Below are 17,212 nucleotides of genomic sequence, written 5' to 3' on the forward strand. Positions count from 1 at the left end.
GGCTCCGTCTCCCGGGAGCGACTTGGCCCATCGTGCGACGTGCGATCAGGTTGCCGCCCGGGCCTGCAACGCCTGCAAGTCCGGGCCTTTCTATCGCTTACGAATGGAGCCGATGAGATTCGAACTCCTTGTCATTTTGAAACATGCCGTTTTTTATAGATCTATGGCCGTTATTATCTACCACTTCAGTCAATTTTTGGCAGTATTTTTGGCAGCCCACGACGCAGCCTCGATTAGCGAGGGGCTGATCCAACTTACGCACCTTCACGCACAATCCCAGCGGCGATCAGCACGTTGATGAAGTCCACTACCCTTTGGTCGTCGCGGAGATTCTGCCGCAACCAAGGCACGAACCGCTCGCGGAGTTCCTTACTCGTGAACGTCCGTCCCCGCCACCGTCCAGGAGGGGCCATCTGCGCCGCCGCCAAGTACTTCTTGGCCGTCTGCTCCTTCCAGTAGAACGATAAGTAGACCTGCTGATAGGAGATGCGGGCGTTGTCCGAGCGGAGTAGCTCCGCGATCTCGTCGTATTTCAGAATCAGCTTCTTCCTCGTCGGCTTTAGCGAGGCAGGCGAAACGACTCCTGCCGTGCGAATCGGCGGCAGGTCGCCGACGAACTCGTCCAAACGCTGCGAGAGCTTGGCCCACGATTCGGGGGAGATCAGCGACAGCACTCGCAGAATTCGCAGTTGTGCGGGGCGAAAGTCCTCCAAGAGCGACTGAGCCAGGCTGCCCAAACACTCAGCGGGGATTTCAAAACCGACCCTGCCGTCCGCAGCGACCACAAGAAATCCGCCTGCATCGTAGATGGGCTCGCCATGCAGATCGGCTGGCACGGCGACGCGACCGTCGGCCACGGCCTCGGCCACGTTGTCGGCACCATAAACCTCGGTCCCGAATGAGTCCCAGCCGAGGAGGATCTTGCCGTCCGCCTCGGGAGGAGACTCGTCGTAGGTGATTGAATCGAACGTGAAGCGGTGGCGGGTATTGGGCCGACTTAGCAACTCCCGAGCTTCGTCCTCGAAATTGGGGCCGCCGTGTTCATGAGGCTGCCTGAGAAACGGCTGCTCGTCCAGGACGGCGAACACCGTTTCACCATGTCGCACCGAGAAACGAAGCCCGAGAAGTCCGCCCTGCTCGTCGATTTCTATATCCCACTCGTACGGCGGGGCCACGGCTTAGCTCCTGCTCCAAGGACCAAACAGCGCCAGCGGCAGCCGTCTGCTGATCACGGTGCCCTCGACCGCTCGCACCTGAGCCGTCCGCCACGCACGCGATAGCCGCAACTGCCTTTCATTTTCGGGCTTGGGCTTCGTCGCGGTGGTTGCGTCGGTTGCTCGCTGCCGAAGTAGTGCCGCTCGATGGCGTGGCACGGCTCCTTGACGTAGTCGGGGTTGGACAAAATGTAGGCCTCGTCCTCGGCGCTGATGCTGTGGCCGAGCAGCACGCGATACTGAGTCACCGTCCCGTTCTTGCTTGCGACTGTCGCGGCCGACTTCTTCAAGTGCTTGAACGTCAGTGGTCGCGTTACCCCCGCCGCGTCCCGAAGGGCGACGAAGTGGTCGTTCGACGCGCTGATCGACAGCGGGTTTCCTTCCCGCGATACGAAGATGTGCGGGCTGTCCGATCCTTCCCTCAGCTTCTTCAATGCCCGAACGGTCCTGTCCCAGAGATAGGCCACGCGCAGAGTGCCCTGCTTGTCGTGAACGTCTTTCTTTACACGCGTGAAGACCAAGTGGTGATCATCAACGTGATCCCAAAGCACGCGCTTGATATCGATGGGCGTCAATGCGGCGTTTAGTCCGATGAGCAGAAGGCAGCGGTCCAAATCCGTTTCGGCCTTGTTGAAGATCGCTTGAAACTCCTCGGGCGTGAGCGTCTTCGGTGCTCCGCGTGGGGCGGGTGGTGCCTTGAGCGGCTGCTTCCAATCTTGCCGCAGGCGGTTCCACAACTGGGCGTCGATCTTCCGTGATTCGTACGCGAAGTTGATGTAAGTCTTGACCGTGAGGAAACGGGCACGCGTAAACGTGTTCTTCCTGGGCTTCCCAGTCTTCTTCGACGGCTTCAACTGGTCGGCCTTGACCTTCTTTGCGTACGCGTCGAACAGGTCGAAATCGAGCAGATCGACGGTGCGGACCTTCACAAACGCCGCGAATTCGTCCCAGTACTTGTTGAACTTGGTCAGATCGACGGGCTCGATCTCGTCCTTCTTGGCGGCGTCGTAGAGCTTCCCGATGTCGGCCAGCGTGATGGACGGCTTCGGCCGCTCAATGAACAGGAGACGCTCAAGCGGCTCGTAGTCGAGTTCGGCGGCGGCCTGCTTCGGATTGGTCTTGATCAGCTCGATGATGCGGAGCCGCTCCCCCACGACAGCGGCCTCGATGTCGGTGTGGATCTGTTCGGCAGCTTCGGGATGCGTCTCAACCCATCGCTGCCACGCCTCCAACTTGCGGAGGTTGAGCTGCATGGCCTCGTCGGACGAGAGTGGGCCACCCTTCTTCTGCTCCGCCTCCCAGAGCCGAAACTTGTGGATCGCGAGTCGCTCATCGGGCTCGGTGTAGACGTGGTTCGGCTTGGCGATTGGATACCAACGTCCGTCGCCGCGCCGATGCAGTCCGACGATGGGCTCGCCCCACGACGTGACGTAATGGTCGGCCCTGCGGCCTACCTTCGCTCGCCCCATGTTCAAACCCTGCCAGAAACGCTCACGGAGCCCGTCTCAGGGCTGCTGGAGCATGATAGTTTTTGGCAGAGTTTTTGGCAACCGACTTGCGAGATGCTTTATTTGCAAGGACTTACGTAAATGGAGCCGATGAGATTCGAACTCACGACCTCTTGCATGCCATGCCGCTTTCTGTCCGGCCTAGGACTCGTAAACAACGTTACCAACGCGGTTTACGGATTGCAAGTCATGCGACCATTAGCGCGGTTTGTGACGGTTTTCGGCCGTTAGCGCGGCGACACCGCGCTAAGGACGGCGCCCCGGCCGTCAATCCGCGACGTCGAGATCCCGCTCGCGCTGTTCAAGCCGCCACGTGCTAAAGCTGTGTCGCTCGATGCGACGGCCAGGGCCCTTCTTCCCGTTGGTCGTCAACTTCCCGGCGCCTGCGGCCCACGAGACACGGGCGGTCGCCTTCTTCAGGTCCAGCCCCGAGACGTCATCGAGCAGCAGCAAAGCACACTGCTTGACGGTCAACCATTCCGAACCGCCGTCGCCTTCGTCGGGCGCCTGGATGACGCGCCGCACGACGCTCGCCAGCGTGCGTCCTCGGTCGGGGAACGGCTTGGCGATGAACTCGCGGGCGCCGTTCTCGGTCAGCTCGCGCGTCAGATCGACGCACGCACCGGTCTGCCCCGTCATGATGATCACGGGGGGGCAGCCGCCATTCCGCTGCTGCCGCATCCAGCGCAGCAGGTTCACGCCGCAATCAGTACTGGCGCCGCCGCGACCGCCCTTGGCCGGGATCTGCAGGTCGAGCAGCACGTAATCGAACGGCGTTGCCGCGAACCGCTCCTGGGCGTCGGCCTGATTGGTCACCCACTCGTGCTCATGTCCGAGCGAGAACAAGACGTCCTCAACCGAAGGCATGACCCGTTCATCATCTTCAACGATGAGCGCGCGATAGGACTTCATGCTTCTCTCCCCTTGGACGGCGTCGGCAGCCGCACCGTCACGACCGTGCCCCGACCCTCCTGACTGTCAAAGTGAATGCTGCCGCCTTGCGACACGATCTTGCGGGCCGCGTTCGGCAGGCCGTAGCCCGTGCTGTTCCGCTTGGTCTTGTTGCGCCGGCCGGGCGTGAACAGATGCAGGGTGTCGGCTTCTTCCTGCGCAAAACCCATACCGTTGTCGCGAATGCAGAGGTCTGCATGATCGCCGACCCGGCGCGCGGTGATCTCGATCCGGCCGACCTCGTCGGTGATCGCGCCGGCGTCGCCGGCATCCCCTGCCACGGCCTGCGTCCGGCGCGGCCAGCCGCCGGCGAAGGCCTCGAAGGCGTTCTTGAGGATGTTCGCCAGGGCCGTCACCACTTGGTGACGTGCGACGACGACTGTGATGTGCTCAGGGATGTCGAGGTCGGCCGCGATCGTGCTGGGATCGACTTCGCCATTGGCGCGCACACTCGCGACCGCGATCTCCTGGGCGGCGCGCAGCAGGTCCACGAGCCGCTCAGGCCGGCGGCCGGCGTCGAGCGGCTCGGTGAACTGCTCCATATCGAGCACGGTGCGCTCCAGGAACTCGAGGTCATCGCGCACCCGCGCGGGCAGCCGTGCCCGGCGCGCCCCCGCAGGCGGCGAGGTCTCGGCCAGCAGCGCCAGCGTGTTGGCCTTCAGGTGTGTGAGCACGCTGCGCAGGTCGTGGACCATCGAAGCCACCAGCAACTGCGTGTAACGCTCGCACAGACGGGATGCGTCGCGCGCGGCGGGCGCGCCGTGCCGCTTCTCGATCCGCTGCAGGTGGGCAGCCACCTGGTCGACCCCGAAACGGGTGCGCTGCGCCGCGCGCACAGCACGCGCGCGCCGGGCGACGGCGCGCTCCACCGCGTTGAGCACGAACGCATTGTGATCGTGCTCGAGTTTCTCGTGGAGCGTCGCGAAGAGCGGCTCCGGCAGATGCTCGAGCGCCCACGCGACCGCCTGGCGCACCTGCGGCAGCGGATCGTCCGCCAGTACACTCAGCAGCGCCGCCGCTTCCAGCGTCTGGAAGTACGCCGCGGGGTGCTCCGCGAGACCCCGGGCGAGCGCGAGGCGTTCGTCCCGACTCGCGGCGTTTCGGTCGGCCCGCAGGCGCGCGACCACGTCTGCGACGTCGATCTGATCAGGCTGCGTTTCCATGCATGCACCCGTAGCGCAGTTGACGCTGCGCGAACGCCTCGGCGCCGCCCTCGAGCAGCGTCAGGATCTCGTGCCGGCAATCGTCGACGCCGCCGGCACGAGCCACGAAGGCGCGCGTGCCGTCGGAGTCGAGCACGAAGACGCGCTCCGCATCCCCGAGCACCGGAATGTTCGGGTTATGCGTCACAAACACCAGCTGGCGACTGGCCTTGGCCGCGCAGAGGCTCCCGACGACGTGCTCGAAGATGAACCGGTTGTCGAGGTTGTCCTCCGGCTGGTCGATCAGCAGTGGGTTGGCGCTGTCGAGCAGTAGAATCGGCAGCACCGCGGTGCACTTCTGGCCGGTCGAGAGCGCCAGTGACGGCTTGTACTCGCCGTTGTCGTTGAGCTCGATCGTCGGCGTGTCCCCAAGATCGACGCACTCGAGCTGGAACAGTGTCTCGCTCCCGCCGAGGGCATCGAGCACCTTGCGGGCCTGGTCAGAACTCAGCTCGGCCTCGTCGACCAGCGGCCGCGGATCGCCCGCCCGCACAGCCGCCGCCAGCCGATCGGGCCAGAAGGCCTGCACGAGCTTGGGGACGACGGTATTGGTCCGCACGTGGGCGCTCCGCAACGCGGCGGCCAGCAGATCCGCGTACTGCTGTACATCGCCGGACTGACGCACTCCGACCCGAATGCGACCTGCGAGCTGAGTCGTGATTGTCTCCGCCACGCGCCGCCGGATGGCGAACCGCCGGTCGCGCAGCGTGGCCAGTTGCTGCAACAGGGCCTGGCGCTGCTCGCGCAGCGCTGCGAGCTGCGTACCCAGTTCGGCCTGGACGGCCTGCTGCGCGAGCAAGTGGTTGCGCTGCCGTTCGAGCCGGCTGCGCTCCGTCGCCTGGGCCTGCGCCGTCTCGCGCTGCTCGATCAGTGCCCGGAATGCCAGCTCCTGCTCGTTGTGCCGCACCTGGAAGTGCTGCGCGGCCTGCGTCAGCTCCGCCTGCGTGTTGGCCAGCGCCTGCCGCGCCGCGGTCAGCGCCACGTCGATCTGAGCCCCGCATTCGAGCGCGATACGTTTGACTGCTGCGACCGCCTCGGCGTTCGGCCCGCCGCCGACCTCCGCGCTGAATAGCAGAGCGGCGCGGGCCCCGATCTGACCATTCAGGCTGGCCACCTGTCCGTCGAACTCGCGCAGATAGCGGCGCAGGCCGTCGACCGCCCGTTGCTCACGGTCACGCAGCGCCTTCTCGGCATGGGCCTGGTTGATGGCGCCGCCGTCGTCGGAGCCGGGCGCCGCCGCCGCCAAGGCGAGTCCGCGCAGCTGCTCTTCGAGGGCTGGGAGGCCAGACAGTTCCTCGGTCAGGCTCGCGATCTGCGCCTCCAATGGGGCGATCTGGCCGGCGTTGGCATGCAGCGCGTGCTGCACGGTGCGGAGCTCGCTGGCGACGGTCGCCAACGCTTCGGCCTCAAAACGATCGAGCAACGCGAGCTGTGCCGGCGCGTGGTCGGCGATACGTTCGATCTCGTTCTGGCTGTAGAGGTCGGCGGCGAACAGCCGGCCCGACCGGATGGAGACCGCCGTCGGCTGGCGATCAGCGTCCAGCACGATCGGCTCTTCGCCGACGGCGCGCGTGATGACGTACGTCAGCCCCTCCTTGGTGGTGATGGTCAGCTCGACGCGCCCGCCGCCGAGGTTCTGGGCCAGCAGCGCTTCGATGCGGCGCCACCCAGCAGGGTCCACGTCCGCAGCCGGCAGCGCGTCCAGCGTGAACCGGATCAGCTCGAGTATGGTGGTCTTGCCCGAACCACGCGCGCCGATCAGGCAATTGAGGCCGTCGGCGAATTCGAGCGTGGCGCCGTCAAGGAAGCCGCCGATGACCCGCAGACTGCGCAGGCGGTGACCCATGTGAGGTTGTGTTGGGGGATGCGACGCGCCGGCCGCGACAACGAACTGTTCCATATCCGTTCTCCCTGATGATGTGCGCAGGGACTCCCCGCCGCGGTGAGGCCGCGTTCGTTTGCCCAGAATCGACTGCGTACACGCCGAAAAGCGCCCGGCGACCCCATCCTTGGGGAGCAATTCCTTGGCCGCGCCGGGCAGCCTGTTGGCTGGCATCGGCCACGCCCATGGCCGATCTTATGTTAGGGTAATGTTCGATACGTCATCTGTCAAGCACATGTCGAAGAAATCGCGCCGGCCACGCTCCGGATTCTCACCGCACCGAGGCAGCACACGCGCTGCAGCAAGTCCGGAAGTGCTTTAGGTGCAGCATGTTCGGAGCAGAGGAGGTCTCGCAGTCGGCCACGGGCAGCGATCTCCAAGCGACGGAAGGCCCGGCGGGTGCCGCTCTGGTGGGATCAGGGCACGCTGGACGATCTGACGGCATGGCGAGATCAGCGGATCGGGCAGGGTGCCGCTCCAGCCAATCCGTTCGTCTGCTCGCAGTCACCGCGCTCGGCCGGCAAGCCGCTGGATCGGCAGAACGCACGGGCCCGCTTCAAGGTCGCGTGCCGGGTGCTGAGTCCCGAGCGGACGGCGGGGTTGACGATCCATCACGGCCGGCACACGTTCGCTTCGTTTGCGCTGGCGCGGGGCGTGTCACCGGTGGCCGTCCAGCAGGCGCTTGGGCACTCCAGCCTGAGCGTCACGAATGTCTACGCGTACCTGTTGGACGATGACGGGGCAGATGGTCACTTGTTTGGCTCTGCGGACGATCGCCCTTGACCTAGACGAATCTGTGGGGCGTACAATATGCTAGAGGCGGGCGCTGCGCTCGCGCGCTGACAGGGCGCTAAAGGGGGTTAGGAGCGGCAGGATGGTTTATCGGACATGGCGCGCAGACATCGGGATCGCCGTAGGGTTGCTAATGGCTTGCTGCCTGCCGCCTGCTGTGCAGGCGGCCACGCTCACACCGGGCAACCTGCTCGTCTCCATCAGCGCGGCAGGCTACAGCACACTGTCGGAATTCACGACTGCGGGCAGCGTTGTGCAATCGGTGAACGTACCTTACCCAGTCCCACCGCGGCCGACGACGGAAGTGCTGCGCGACATGGTCGTAACACCCGGCGGAGCAGTTGCGATCTACAACGGGACTACCGACCCGTACATGACCCGTTGGGCTCCAGCGACAGGGGTATGGTCTCACCTCACACACGAAGGGTGGAGTACGTCGAATCTGACGAGTTACGGCGGTATCGCCGCATGGCATAACTACGTCTACGTCACGGACACCGCAACGTACGGAGAGCCGGCTGACGTGGCGCGGGGCATCGTTCGGTTTGACACCGCCAACGGCACGGCGTCTCGCTACTTGGACTACCTGGACTGGATCGACCTCAACATCGGGTTTGACGGCAAGCTCTATGCGCTCCTGCCCAATGAACGCTTCCTGTACGTGCTAGATCCACTGACGATGGCCACGGAGCGAGGCTTCTTTCTCGGGGCCGCGTGCCGGGGAATCGCGGTCGACGCGGACGGGCGGATTTTCGGCGCGTCGGGGGACGGGAACATCTATGAGTTCGACTACTTCGGCTACGTGACGAACACGCTCGCGACGGGCTTGGCTGGCGGTCTCACGGACATTGACGTTGCGGCTGATGGCTCTCTGGTAGCCGGATCTGCGCTGGGGTGGGTGATCAATTCTGATACGTCCCTGCAGTCGTTTGACGGCTTTCGTGCTCACCCATATTTGCCGACGTTCGTGAGCTTCACGACGCCGGTGCCGGAACCGGGAGTGGCCGCGGCAGCGCTGTTCGCGTCGGCCCTTATGTTCCGCCGGCGATAGGTGCAATCGTGCGGGTCCAAGCAAGTTCGGCGGACCGAAGTCAGCGTCGGATACGCGTCGGGAGAAATCGGTCTATTCACGCGCTGTCCGCAGCAGAACCGCGAGCGCCAGCAACTGATTGTCGGGGCGGAATGCGCTCTCCGAAACGGCAGGTAGCTGACACGAGCCCAATTGTGTTCGTCACGAGGCCCGTGGGCGGACGGCAGTGCGATTCGTTCAACGCACATGGTCTGTTCGGCCTGGACGTGCGGCTCATGGACCATCGCTGCCTGCGATCACCACGGAGACATAGTGCCCACGCTGACGCTCAGAATCGAAGAGGCGGTTTCCCGGATGATCACGATCTGGCCAACGATTTCCGCGGGAAAGCCAATTCATTGAGCAGTTTGGAGCAGCCCACGCTTAACAGTCCGCCGCGGAAGTCGATTTCGGCCGGATTTCACGCGGCCGCGCGGCCAACGTGATCTACGAACATTGGGCGACATCTCGCCGCCAGAACACCCGCCCAACGCCGCAATCGCGCGACTAAGCCGTTCCACAGGGCGGACAAACGCCGCGCGGCGGCCCTGCGGGCATCCGCCCAGCCCCGCGGCGTCCCAAACCCGGTCAGCTTCCGCATGATGAGGCCCAGATTGAACGCCGCCGTGTGGATCAGGTAGCGATTGGCAATATTCTCTCGGCCCCGCAGATACACCCGCCGCATCCCGCCGTCGTCTAACACGTGCTCGAAACTCCGCTCCACCAGTTCACCGCGCTTGCGGTGGAGACGTTTAGAACGGTTGCCTTTCCGGCGCCGCCGATTGTGGTACACCGCGGTCTGCTCCGCCTGCTTGAACGCCTGCTGCTCGGCCTGCTTCGCCGTCCACTTCTGCCGCCCGCGGTCCGGCTCGCTGACGTAGCCGCGCAACTCAACCCCTTCCAGGTTCACCAGCGTCTGGGCGCTGTGGTAGCCCTTGTCAACAACCACTTCCTTTACATGTAGACTGGAAGTATCCGCTGCGACCGTCTCATCCTCGCGCACTTCCTGCAGCGAGTTGCACGCCTGCTCCAGCGTGCCCCACATCGTCGTCGTGTCGCCTTCGTCGGCCGGATGCACCGCCGGCGCCACGACGGCCCCCGTCTCCAGGTCCACCGCGTGCTCGTTCTCGTGCGCCAGATGCGTGGTTCCGTCCTTCATCTTCGCAACCTTCGCGTCCGGATCATGGGGGTTAAACCAATCGTCATTGCTGCACTTCTTGCCCTTGCGCTGGCGGTCGAACTTCGCCAAGTCCTCCGCCGTTGGCGTCTCGATCCCCGAAGCCTTCGCCAGGTCAGTCAGAAACTCCCGATAGCTCTGCCCCGTCTCCCGCCGCACGATCGAACGCATGGCCGTGTTGGCTTCCAGGGTCGAGCCGTCCACACCCAGCGTGTGGCCCCTCAGCAGTTCGTGCTCGGCCAACCGCTTGAGCACCCAGTCGAACACCGCCTGATGCGTTTCCAGGTCGATCCGCAGCCGCGTGCGATTCAGCGAGCTGTCGTCCGGCGAACTCCCCTTCGCGGCCAAGCCCAGAAAGGCTCGCAGCGACAGCGAATCCGCACAACGCCAGGCGATCTGCCGCTCGCTGGGCAGCTTCTCGAAGTACCCCACCATGAGCATGCGGAAGTACACCCCCGGCGGCACCGATGGCCGCCCCAGCTTCGCGGCGTAGAACTTCCGGCAGTCCTCCTCACAAAACCGGTCGAAGCCGGCCGTGACCAAAACCTGATTGAGCTGCTCGTAGAAGGGATGCCCCGACGACTGGGGCAGGTCCGTGGTGGGCACCCAGAAATCCGTCTGCCGCTCCGCTTCTCGCCGACCCATCGCCATGTCCGCGTCCTCCGTGACCTTCGCCTTCCAAGACGGCCGGCCGTCTAGCATATCTAGTTTCCGCTGTCAAGGCGACTTCTGCGGCGGACTGTTAAAGAAGCTATCGGCTCTTGCCCCTTCGTCGAGCACTCTGCAACGAATCGGGCGTATCCCAATCACCGTCCAGCTCCGAAACCGTGCGCCTTGGTTCTCTCTTCTTCCAGTTTCGTAATCGAGACCTCATACGCGCCGCATCTCTGAAACGCCCCAGTTGACCATACACTTGGGCTGCCAATTCAAAGCCCTGCGTCCGCAGCTCGACAGGCAGCGCACGGACAAACATGTCAACAAACTGCTCGCACCGCCCTATATCGTGGCGCTCGTAGTACTCGATCTTCGCGAGCTCAAATGCAGCTTCGGCGTTCCGGTGGTCAATTCGGAGTGCCGCCGAATAACATCGCGCCGATGAAGCCGTTGACACATAGAGGTCGCCGAGCGCTAGCCACAGCTTGACCGACCTGGGATATTCACGCACCAGTCTACGCCCAATCCGTAGCGCAGTTGCGTGGATACGAGAAGCTAGTTTGACGTTCCCCTTGACACTCTGTCTCAAGTACCGGATGCGGTACTGGTCAAGGCGTTGCTCCGCTTGCCGTTGCTCCGCTTTGGCATGATTTCGTGTTGCATTCGACATACCTTGCCGCGGCCTCTTCGAGCTGCCCAGGGAAATTACCAACGACGTTCTCATTGAATCCTGTCACATAGAGCCGGCCGTACATGGATGCAATCTTACGCCTGAACGTCACACGGCATCTATCATCACTAAACGGCTTTCCACAACATGTGAATCCTATCTGACTCTCGACCCGAATGGCGTACTGCCAACCAGATTGCTCTGCAAGCTGGATGCCCCCATTGTATGCGATCAAATCTGCCGCATATGCGTCATTTAGGATATTAGTCAAGCCGAGATCGACCTCAAGAAACAGGATTTCTGTTAGCGCCATACAACATAGGCCCTCGACCGAGATTGCGGACTTGCGCCCCATGGTCCGGCCCTTGTGTGCATATCGCTTGAGCACCTTGACGTAGCCTTCGATTGACTTTGCTTTCTTGATCTTCCCCTCGGCTCGTGCAGCCTTTGCGAGCGACTCCAATTCTTCTACAGTCTCCCGTCCTGTCACGAATGACGGTGTAATGTTACACTTGCCACCCTTGCTGAGTCCAAGGGGGTCATAGTGGCCCATCGGCTCATCATCAATGTAAGAGAATAGATTGCCCTCATCTCCGTATTCCGTGACCGACAGGTGCGGATTCTGCGTTCGCTGCAGCGCGCGCGTCACTGCGAATCCCAACTCAGCAACTGGATCCCTGCTGATCCACCGCCCCAGCGCCGGGTTGTAGTAGCGGTAGCCCCAGTATCCCAGCCCGGTTTCGTCGTCCCAGTACTTGGTGCTGAAGCGGAACGGGTTCGCCGCGGCGTAGTCGCCGGTGGCCGCCGTGATGTTGCCGTAGGGATCGTATTCGTACTTCGCGATCAGCGCGCCGGCTACGTCAATAGCCGGATGCTTCCAGTTCACGAGCTGCGTGACGTTGCCGTTGCCATCGTAGCATACGGCCAACGACAGGTCGTCATTGCCTGCAGAGCCCGGCAAATAGTGCGCCGCCAGCAAGCCACCGATCGTACCGGCTCCTTCAAGGCTGTTGACCTGCCCGGCTTGACCAGCGAGGTCCAGGCCCCATGTGTACGTCCACTCACGGACGTCCTGCTCGCCAATGACCCGCAGCTCGGCCAGCATCCGCCAGCTGTCCCAGATGAACTTCCGCGTGTCGGTCACGACCCAATTCCCGCTCTGGTAGGCCTCGACCTGCTTCCAAAGTCGCCGACCCAAATAATCATAGCGGAACGAGAGCCGTTGGGCACCCTCGGCGATGGTCGTGCCCGGCGTCGGCTCCACGCACGTCAGGCGGTTCTCGCCGTCCCAGGTGTACGTTTGGGTTACACCAACGTTCCCGGCGCTCATCAGTGCCACGAACGGGTTGATGTCCGCCATGCTGGTTACGCCATCCCCGTTGATGTCGCCGTTGAGGATATTGCAGCCCGGATACGTAGCGTACCAAGCCGTGGGGTTGCTGAGGGCCAACACGAAGGCGTTGTTGTCACTGAATCCCACCACTCCGTCGCAGTTCATGTCGGCGGCCAACCACCTGCGCAACAGGTTGCCGTCGTCATCGTACTCGTACGTGTAGAACTGCTGGGGCGTGGAGCGCACCCGAGTCTGCGTGTACTGATTCAGTTCGTTGGTCACGTAACTGCCGTTCGGATCGTTGGGATCGTCCCACGTCCGGGACCACGTGCGGTTGCCGATCGGGTCGTAGAGGTATCCCCAGGTCGTGCCACTACGGACGGAGGTGGTCAACTCGTTGCGGTTGTTGTAGTCGAAGGACTGCGCAATCGGCGTCGCCGGGGACCCGAACGCCACGCCGCTGTAGCTGACACCGCGCCGCAGGGCAACGTCGCCGTTCACGTAGTCGTACTTCGAGATGTCATTCGGGTCGTTGTCCGGGTACCAGATGTTCTGGACGTAGTCCACGAGGTCACGCTGCGTTTCGTGCGGATAGAGGCGCGCCACGCGCTTCTCAGCGTGGTAGATGTCGGGGTTATTCGGATCGGTGACTATTGCCGCCTGGATATCGATGCGCTCCACGATATCCGTGCCGGCGCGGTATCGATAGACCGCGCCGTGTAGCTGGCTGGTCGAACCCGCCGTCGGCAACCCCGGCCCCGTCACGCGGGACAGACGCCCGAGCGGGTCGTAGGTGTAACCCGCTGAATAAATCGAGGTTGCATCCTGCGTGACGGACACACCCGCGTACCGTCCCAGCACAGCGCCACTGGACTGGTACTGCTGCGTGATCGTAAGCGGGTCAAGATAGAGCGTGCCGTCGATGGTTTCCGACGCGAATTGCAGGGCCGAGTTGTAATCAAACGTGTGGGTTCCCGCGGCATCGACAATCGTGGCCGGGGTGCCGGAACGATTGTAGGTGAACTGCACGCTCGGCGTGCCGTCATCGTACGTGATCTGCTTCAACTCGCCGGTCTTCGGCTCGCCGTTTTCGCCGTAATACATGTAGCTTGATGTCGTCAAGCGCGCCCATGTGCGCGTTTTCACCCGGCCGTCAACGGTATAGGAGTAAGCTACTTGCTGTTGAGCATCGTCACGCTTCTGCAGGAGCAAGCCTGTGGGCTGGTCAATCACCCACGTCGTCACATCACCGCCCGTCGGCGACGGCCACGAGCTGTTCTCGAACCCGGTCCCGCTGCGGAAGGTTGTGAGCGTCTCCAGGCGACCGAACGCATCATAGCTGTACGCGGCAGGCTGTGGAACATCACCCCAGACGTGCAGCACCGGCTGGCCCGGCGTGGTCGGATCATACTCGTAGTAGGTGTGAACGTACGTCGCGTCATTCGGATCATCGGTCGGCGTCGCGATCGTGCTCACCTTCCCGGCACCCGCCACGCCATTCCCGTAGTACTCGTAGGTCGTATGGCTGCCGAGCGCATCCTCGGTCCAGTCAATCTGGCCCACGCTGTCATAGTGCGTCCGAATAAGCGTATTCTCGTAGGGAGCGACGCCGGGGCGGATCACTTTGGCCTCCCGAGTGCTCGGATCGTACGTGTACGTTTGCTGCACACCAGTCTTGGACTGCTGCTCCATCAACAGCCCGTTGATCGTGATCCGTAGTTCGTCAGTTGTGCTATCCGGATGGTCAATCGTCTCGGTGACCGTTCGCGTGGCAGGAGTCACGGTCGTAAGCCGGTGCGTTGCGTTGCCATGCACGTCGTACGACAGCACGTCCCGGATCGTGTCCGCGGGGAAGCTGGTCAAACGCTCCTGCGTTGTGCCCGTTGTTACCAAACCCGCCTCGGTCGCAATCTGGGTCGTCGTGATGCGGTGCAAGCCACTCGTGTTTGAGTAGGTCACGGTGGTTTCGGTGTACCGGTCGTTCGAACCGGTCAGCACAAGTGCGTCGTTCTCGTCGAGGTCGAGGCCCGAGCGCACCAAGTTGCCGAGCGCATTGTATTCGTGAAGCTCTGGTGCACGCACCTTCGCTCCATTGGGATCCTCGGTCCAGGTCTTCTTGAGCTGCCCGGCGCCAAAGACATTGACCGGGTAGTACGCGTACGCGGTCGTCAACTCCCCAGACGGCCACGCCGGCCGGGTCTCGGCGACCGTCCGGCCCAGCCAGTCCACTGTCGTCCGGGTGACGCGCTGACCACCCGTCGGCCCCTCTGTGACCTGTGTCCACGGCGTGGCATCGTTCGGATCGACGCCGTAATCGTACGCCTTCGTCACGACGCCGGTACCGGTCACGCTGGCGATCTGCCCGTCGCGGTAGTACTCGGTGATCTCGGTGCTGCCATCCGGTCGTGTAACCGTCACCTGTCGATGTCCGTTCGCGAGGATGGTTTCCGCGTGGCTCGTGACGAGTGCGGGTTGCCAGTTGATGCTGTCCAGTACTGTCGCTTCCCACACAAGCCGACCCGCCAAGTCATAACGCTTCTCGCTCGCCACGCCGGACACAGTGCCCGTGTGCGTCGTTCGAACGCTGGGACCAACACCGGCAACGAAGCCGTACGTATATCCCGTTACCTGGTCGTATTCTGGCCCACCGGATGCGTTGTCCAGGCCGTCCCGAGTCACGGACGTTGGCCGCCCCAGGACGTCGTGGAGATAGGTCGTCTCGATCCCCTCGGCATCCGTAACTCTCCGATCGTAACAGCAGTTGATGTACTCGGTTTGCGTCTGAGTGATTACCTGGCTTTCGTTTGCCGGATCGACCCGGTACTCGAACGTCCGACGGCCCTGCGTGTCGTAATCCCACTTCAGCCATTCGATGACCTGATACCCACTGGCGGTATAGGCCTCGCGTTTGAACCAGTCCGGCCGCCGCGACGCGTCACGATGCGTAGTCTGTCTTGTCGTAGCATCCACAACCGGACCGGTCTCCCCTTCATACCGTACCTCGACCTCGCTCCCGTTGTCCGAGTGGTACTCCTTGTGCCGGTCAGCCTGCTGAACGAGGACGATCTTCTCCTCAGCACTCCCATCGTAGATCGTCGTCGTAAAGAGCCATTGACCGGAAGTGGCGTATCGGTACTCAGTCACGGACAAGATGTTGCCGCTGCACAAGTCGCCCGGAATCGACTGTGTGTAGGCGTTGGTATAAAGCGACTGTCCGACTTGCACTCCGTCAACGAAGCGTTTGACCGACTTGATGCGGTACCGCGCGTCATAAATGCGCTGCGTCCCCTGATAACCCGCGGCGAGCAGGCTCGGCTGCGTAGACGGCCGCTCCGTGTCCTTGAATCCGCTGATTTCCTCCACCGTCCACTCGATGGTGCACACATCATTCGGATCGGTCTGTTCGTAATCGTAGACGTACCACACCCAGGAACCATCCGGATTCTCCTGCCATTGCAGGCAACCCGGACACACGGGCTCCGACTCGTCGTAATACGCGCGCGTCGTCACCAAGTTGGCCCCAGTCGGATCGACGATCTGCTCGACCCACGGCCCATCCTGCGTCTCGTGCCGCGTGACGATGTGCGAGACCTCGTGCCACGCGCCGGCCAAGTACTGCTGCGCCACCCGCGTGCACTCGTACAGGCCGTTTTGGGTCCAGGCCACGCTCTCCGACTGCAGCGCAGTGGTGCCGTCACCTGTCTGCAGGCTCCAGTCACGCGTGCCATCGGTAGCTGTATATATGTAAGAGGCGAGAACGTCCTGACCCTCGTATTTCGCGACCGTCACCCATGTGGTTCCACCGTTCTGGTACTCGCGAATACTCCACGTTACAAACGGGGCCGCATTGTTAATCGGCTCGTACTCCTGATTTGCCGTACTCCATCGCATGTCGCTGCGCGCATAGAACCATACGTAACACACGTCATCGGGAGTCTCGTCATCTATAACCACCGCGACGGAGCGCGGTGTGGCAACTTGATATAGCGCGCCTTCCTGGTCATCGCCTTCCGGCCGCAAGACGACGCGGATTTGGTTCTTGACGTTTGGATCCGTTGCGCGCCGTTCCTCGACAAAATACTCCAGGGCCTGCGCGCTCGACAAGCCCGCGCTGGGCTCGTCCGCCCGCAGCCAGATTGCACCGCTGGAGCGTTCCTCGTCACATGGCCCCAGATTGAACCGCACTGCCATGCTGTCTACGTTCGCACCAACCGTGCCGGCACCGCAATTGCCCCCGCTACAACCGACCGTCAGTCGAGCTGAGTCGGGCGGACAATTACCGACATACACCCGTATTTCCACCTCGCCCGAGTAGCCCCCTTGGGCCGTGACGCGCCGATGGCAGGGACTCTCGCCGTACTGATCAAACTGATCGAACTGCACGTAAATCGGATCAAGTCGTTGCGTGCCAGCCGCATTCCACGCCTCCCAGATGAGATCCCATTTCTGACGGCAGTTGCAGCCCGCATCTGCATCGTTGGAGTCGCTCGCCGGATAATAGCGCGCATACGTGCTCTCGCCGGGACAGATCTTGTCATCGTCGAGTCGTACCTTGCCCTCCGGACACACTACATATACGGTTAGCGTGATCGTGACATCGTCGTCGTCGCCGCCGGCATACCATGCATAATCGCTCGCCATGTAGATCACATCGAACGAGGCGTCGGCCTGGACAGCCTTGTAGCGGTGGTTGCAGTCAAATGGCTCCCCAGGTCCAACCGGAATGGGAACCCCCGCCGTACCGGAATTGCTCCAACCCG

Annotated in this window: 8 protein-coding genes and 1 pseudogene; 2 read left to right on the forward strand and 7 right to left on the reverse strand. The window is 62.8% G+C overall.

Annotated elements, in window-relative coordinates:
- Positions 1-254: 254 nt before the first annotated feature.
- The 5 genes from KA383_12920 to KA383_12940 form a co-directional block, all read right to left on the reverse strand.
- A complete protein-coding gene (locus KA383_12920) occupies positions 255-1,175 on the reverse strand; it encodes a hypothetical protein (GenBank protein ID MBP7747023.1) in 921 nt (306 codons plus the stop codon).
- A gap of 53 nt (positions 1,176-1,228) precedes the next feature.
- Positions 1,229-2,683 (reverse strand): tyrosine-type recombinase/integrase, encoded by a 1,455-nt coding sequence (locus KA383_12925; protein ID MBP7747024.1) that lies wholly within the window; start codon positions 2,681-2,683, stop codon positions 1,229-1,231.
- A gap of 306 nt (positions 2,684-2,989) precedes the next feature.
- A complete protein-coding gene (locus tag KA383_12930) occupies positions 2,990-3,634 on the reverse strand; it encodes a response regulator (GenBank protein MBP7747025.1) in 645 nt (214 codons plus the stop codon).
- Complete coding sequence (locus KA383_12935) at positions 3,631-4,836, reverse strand: HAMP domain-containing histidine kinase (protein ID MBP7747026.1); 1,206 nt, start codon at positions 4,834-4,836, stop codon at positions 3,631-3,633. The genes KA383_12930 and KA383_12935 overlap by 4 nt, the downstream gene beginning before the upstream one ends.
- A complete protein-coding gene (locus KA383_12940; protein ID MBP7747027.1) occupies positions 4,820-6,775 on the reverse strand; it encodes an AAA family ATPase in 1,956 nt (651 codons plus the stop codon). The genes KA383_12935 and KA383_12940 overlap by 17 nt, the downstream gene beginning before the upstream one ends.
- A gap of 381 nt (positions 6,776-7,156) precedes the next feature.
- On the opposite strand from KA383_12940, the gene KA383_12945 reads away from it, so the two are divergent.
- Together KA383_12945 and KA383_12950 are read left to right on the forward strand one after the other, a co-directional pair.
- Positions 7,157-7,540 (forward strand): tyrosine-type recombinase/integrase, encoded by a 384-nt coding sequence (locus tag KA383_12945; GenBank protein ID MBP7747028.1) that lies wholly within the window; start codon positions 7,157-7,159, stop codon positions 7,538-7,540.
- Between the two features lie 91 nt (positions 7,541-7,631).
- Entirely contained in the window at positions 7,632-8,600 is a 969-nt protein-coding gene (locus KA383_12950) for a hypothetical protein (GenBank protein MBP7747029.1), read from the forward strand.
- Between the two features lie 694 nt (positions 8,601-9,294).
- Here KA383_12950 and KA383_12955 read toward each other — a convergent pair.
- Together KA383_12955 and KA383_12960 are read right to left on the reverse strand one after the other, a co-directional pair.
- Positions 9,295-10,446: pseudogene (locus KA383_12955) on the reverse strand (transposase).
- A 611-nt stretch (positions 10,447-11,057) separates the two neighbouring features.
- The gene (locus KA383_12960; GenBank protein MBP7747030.1) at positions 11,058-17,093 is read right to left on the reverse strand and encodes an RHS repeat-associated core domain-containing protein; all 6,036 of its coding nucleotides are present in this window, start codon (positions 17,091-17,093) and stop codon (positions 11,058-11,060) included.
- Between the last annotated feature and the right edge of the window lie 119 nt (positions 17,094-17,212).

Source organism: Phycisphaerae bacterium (assembly GCA_017999985.1).
Taxonomy (GTDB): Bacteria; Planctomycetota; Phycisphaerae; order UBA1845; family Fen-1342; genus JAGNKU01.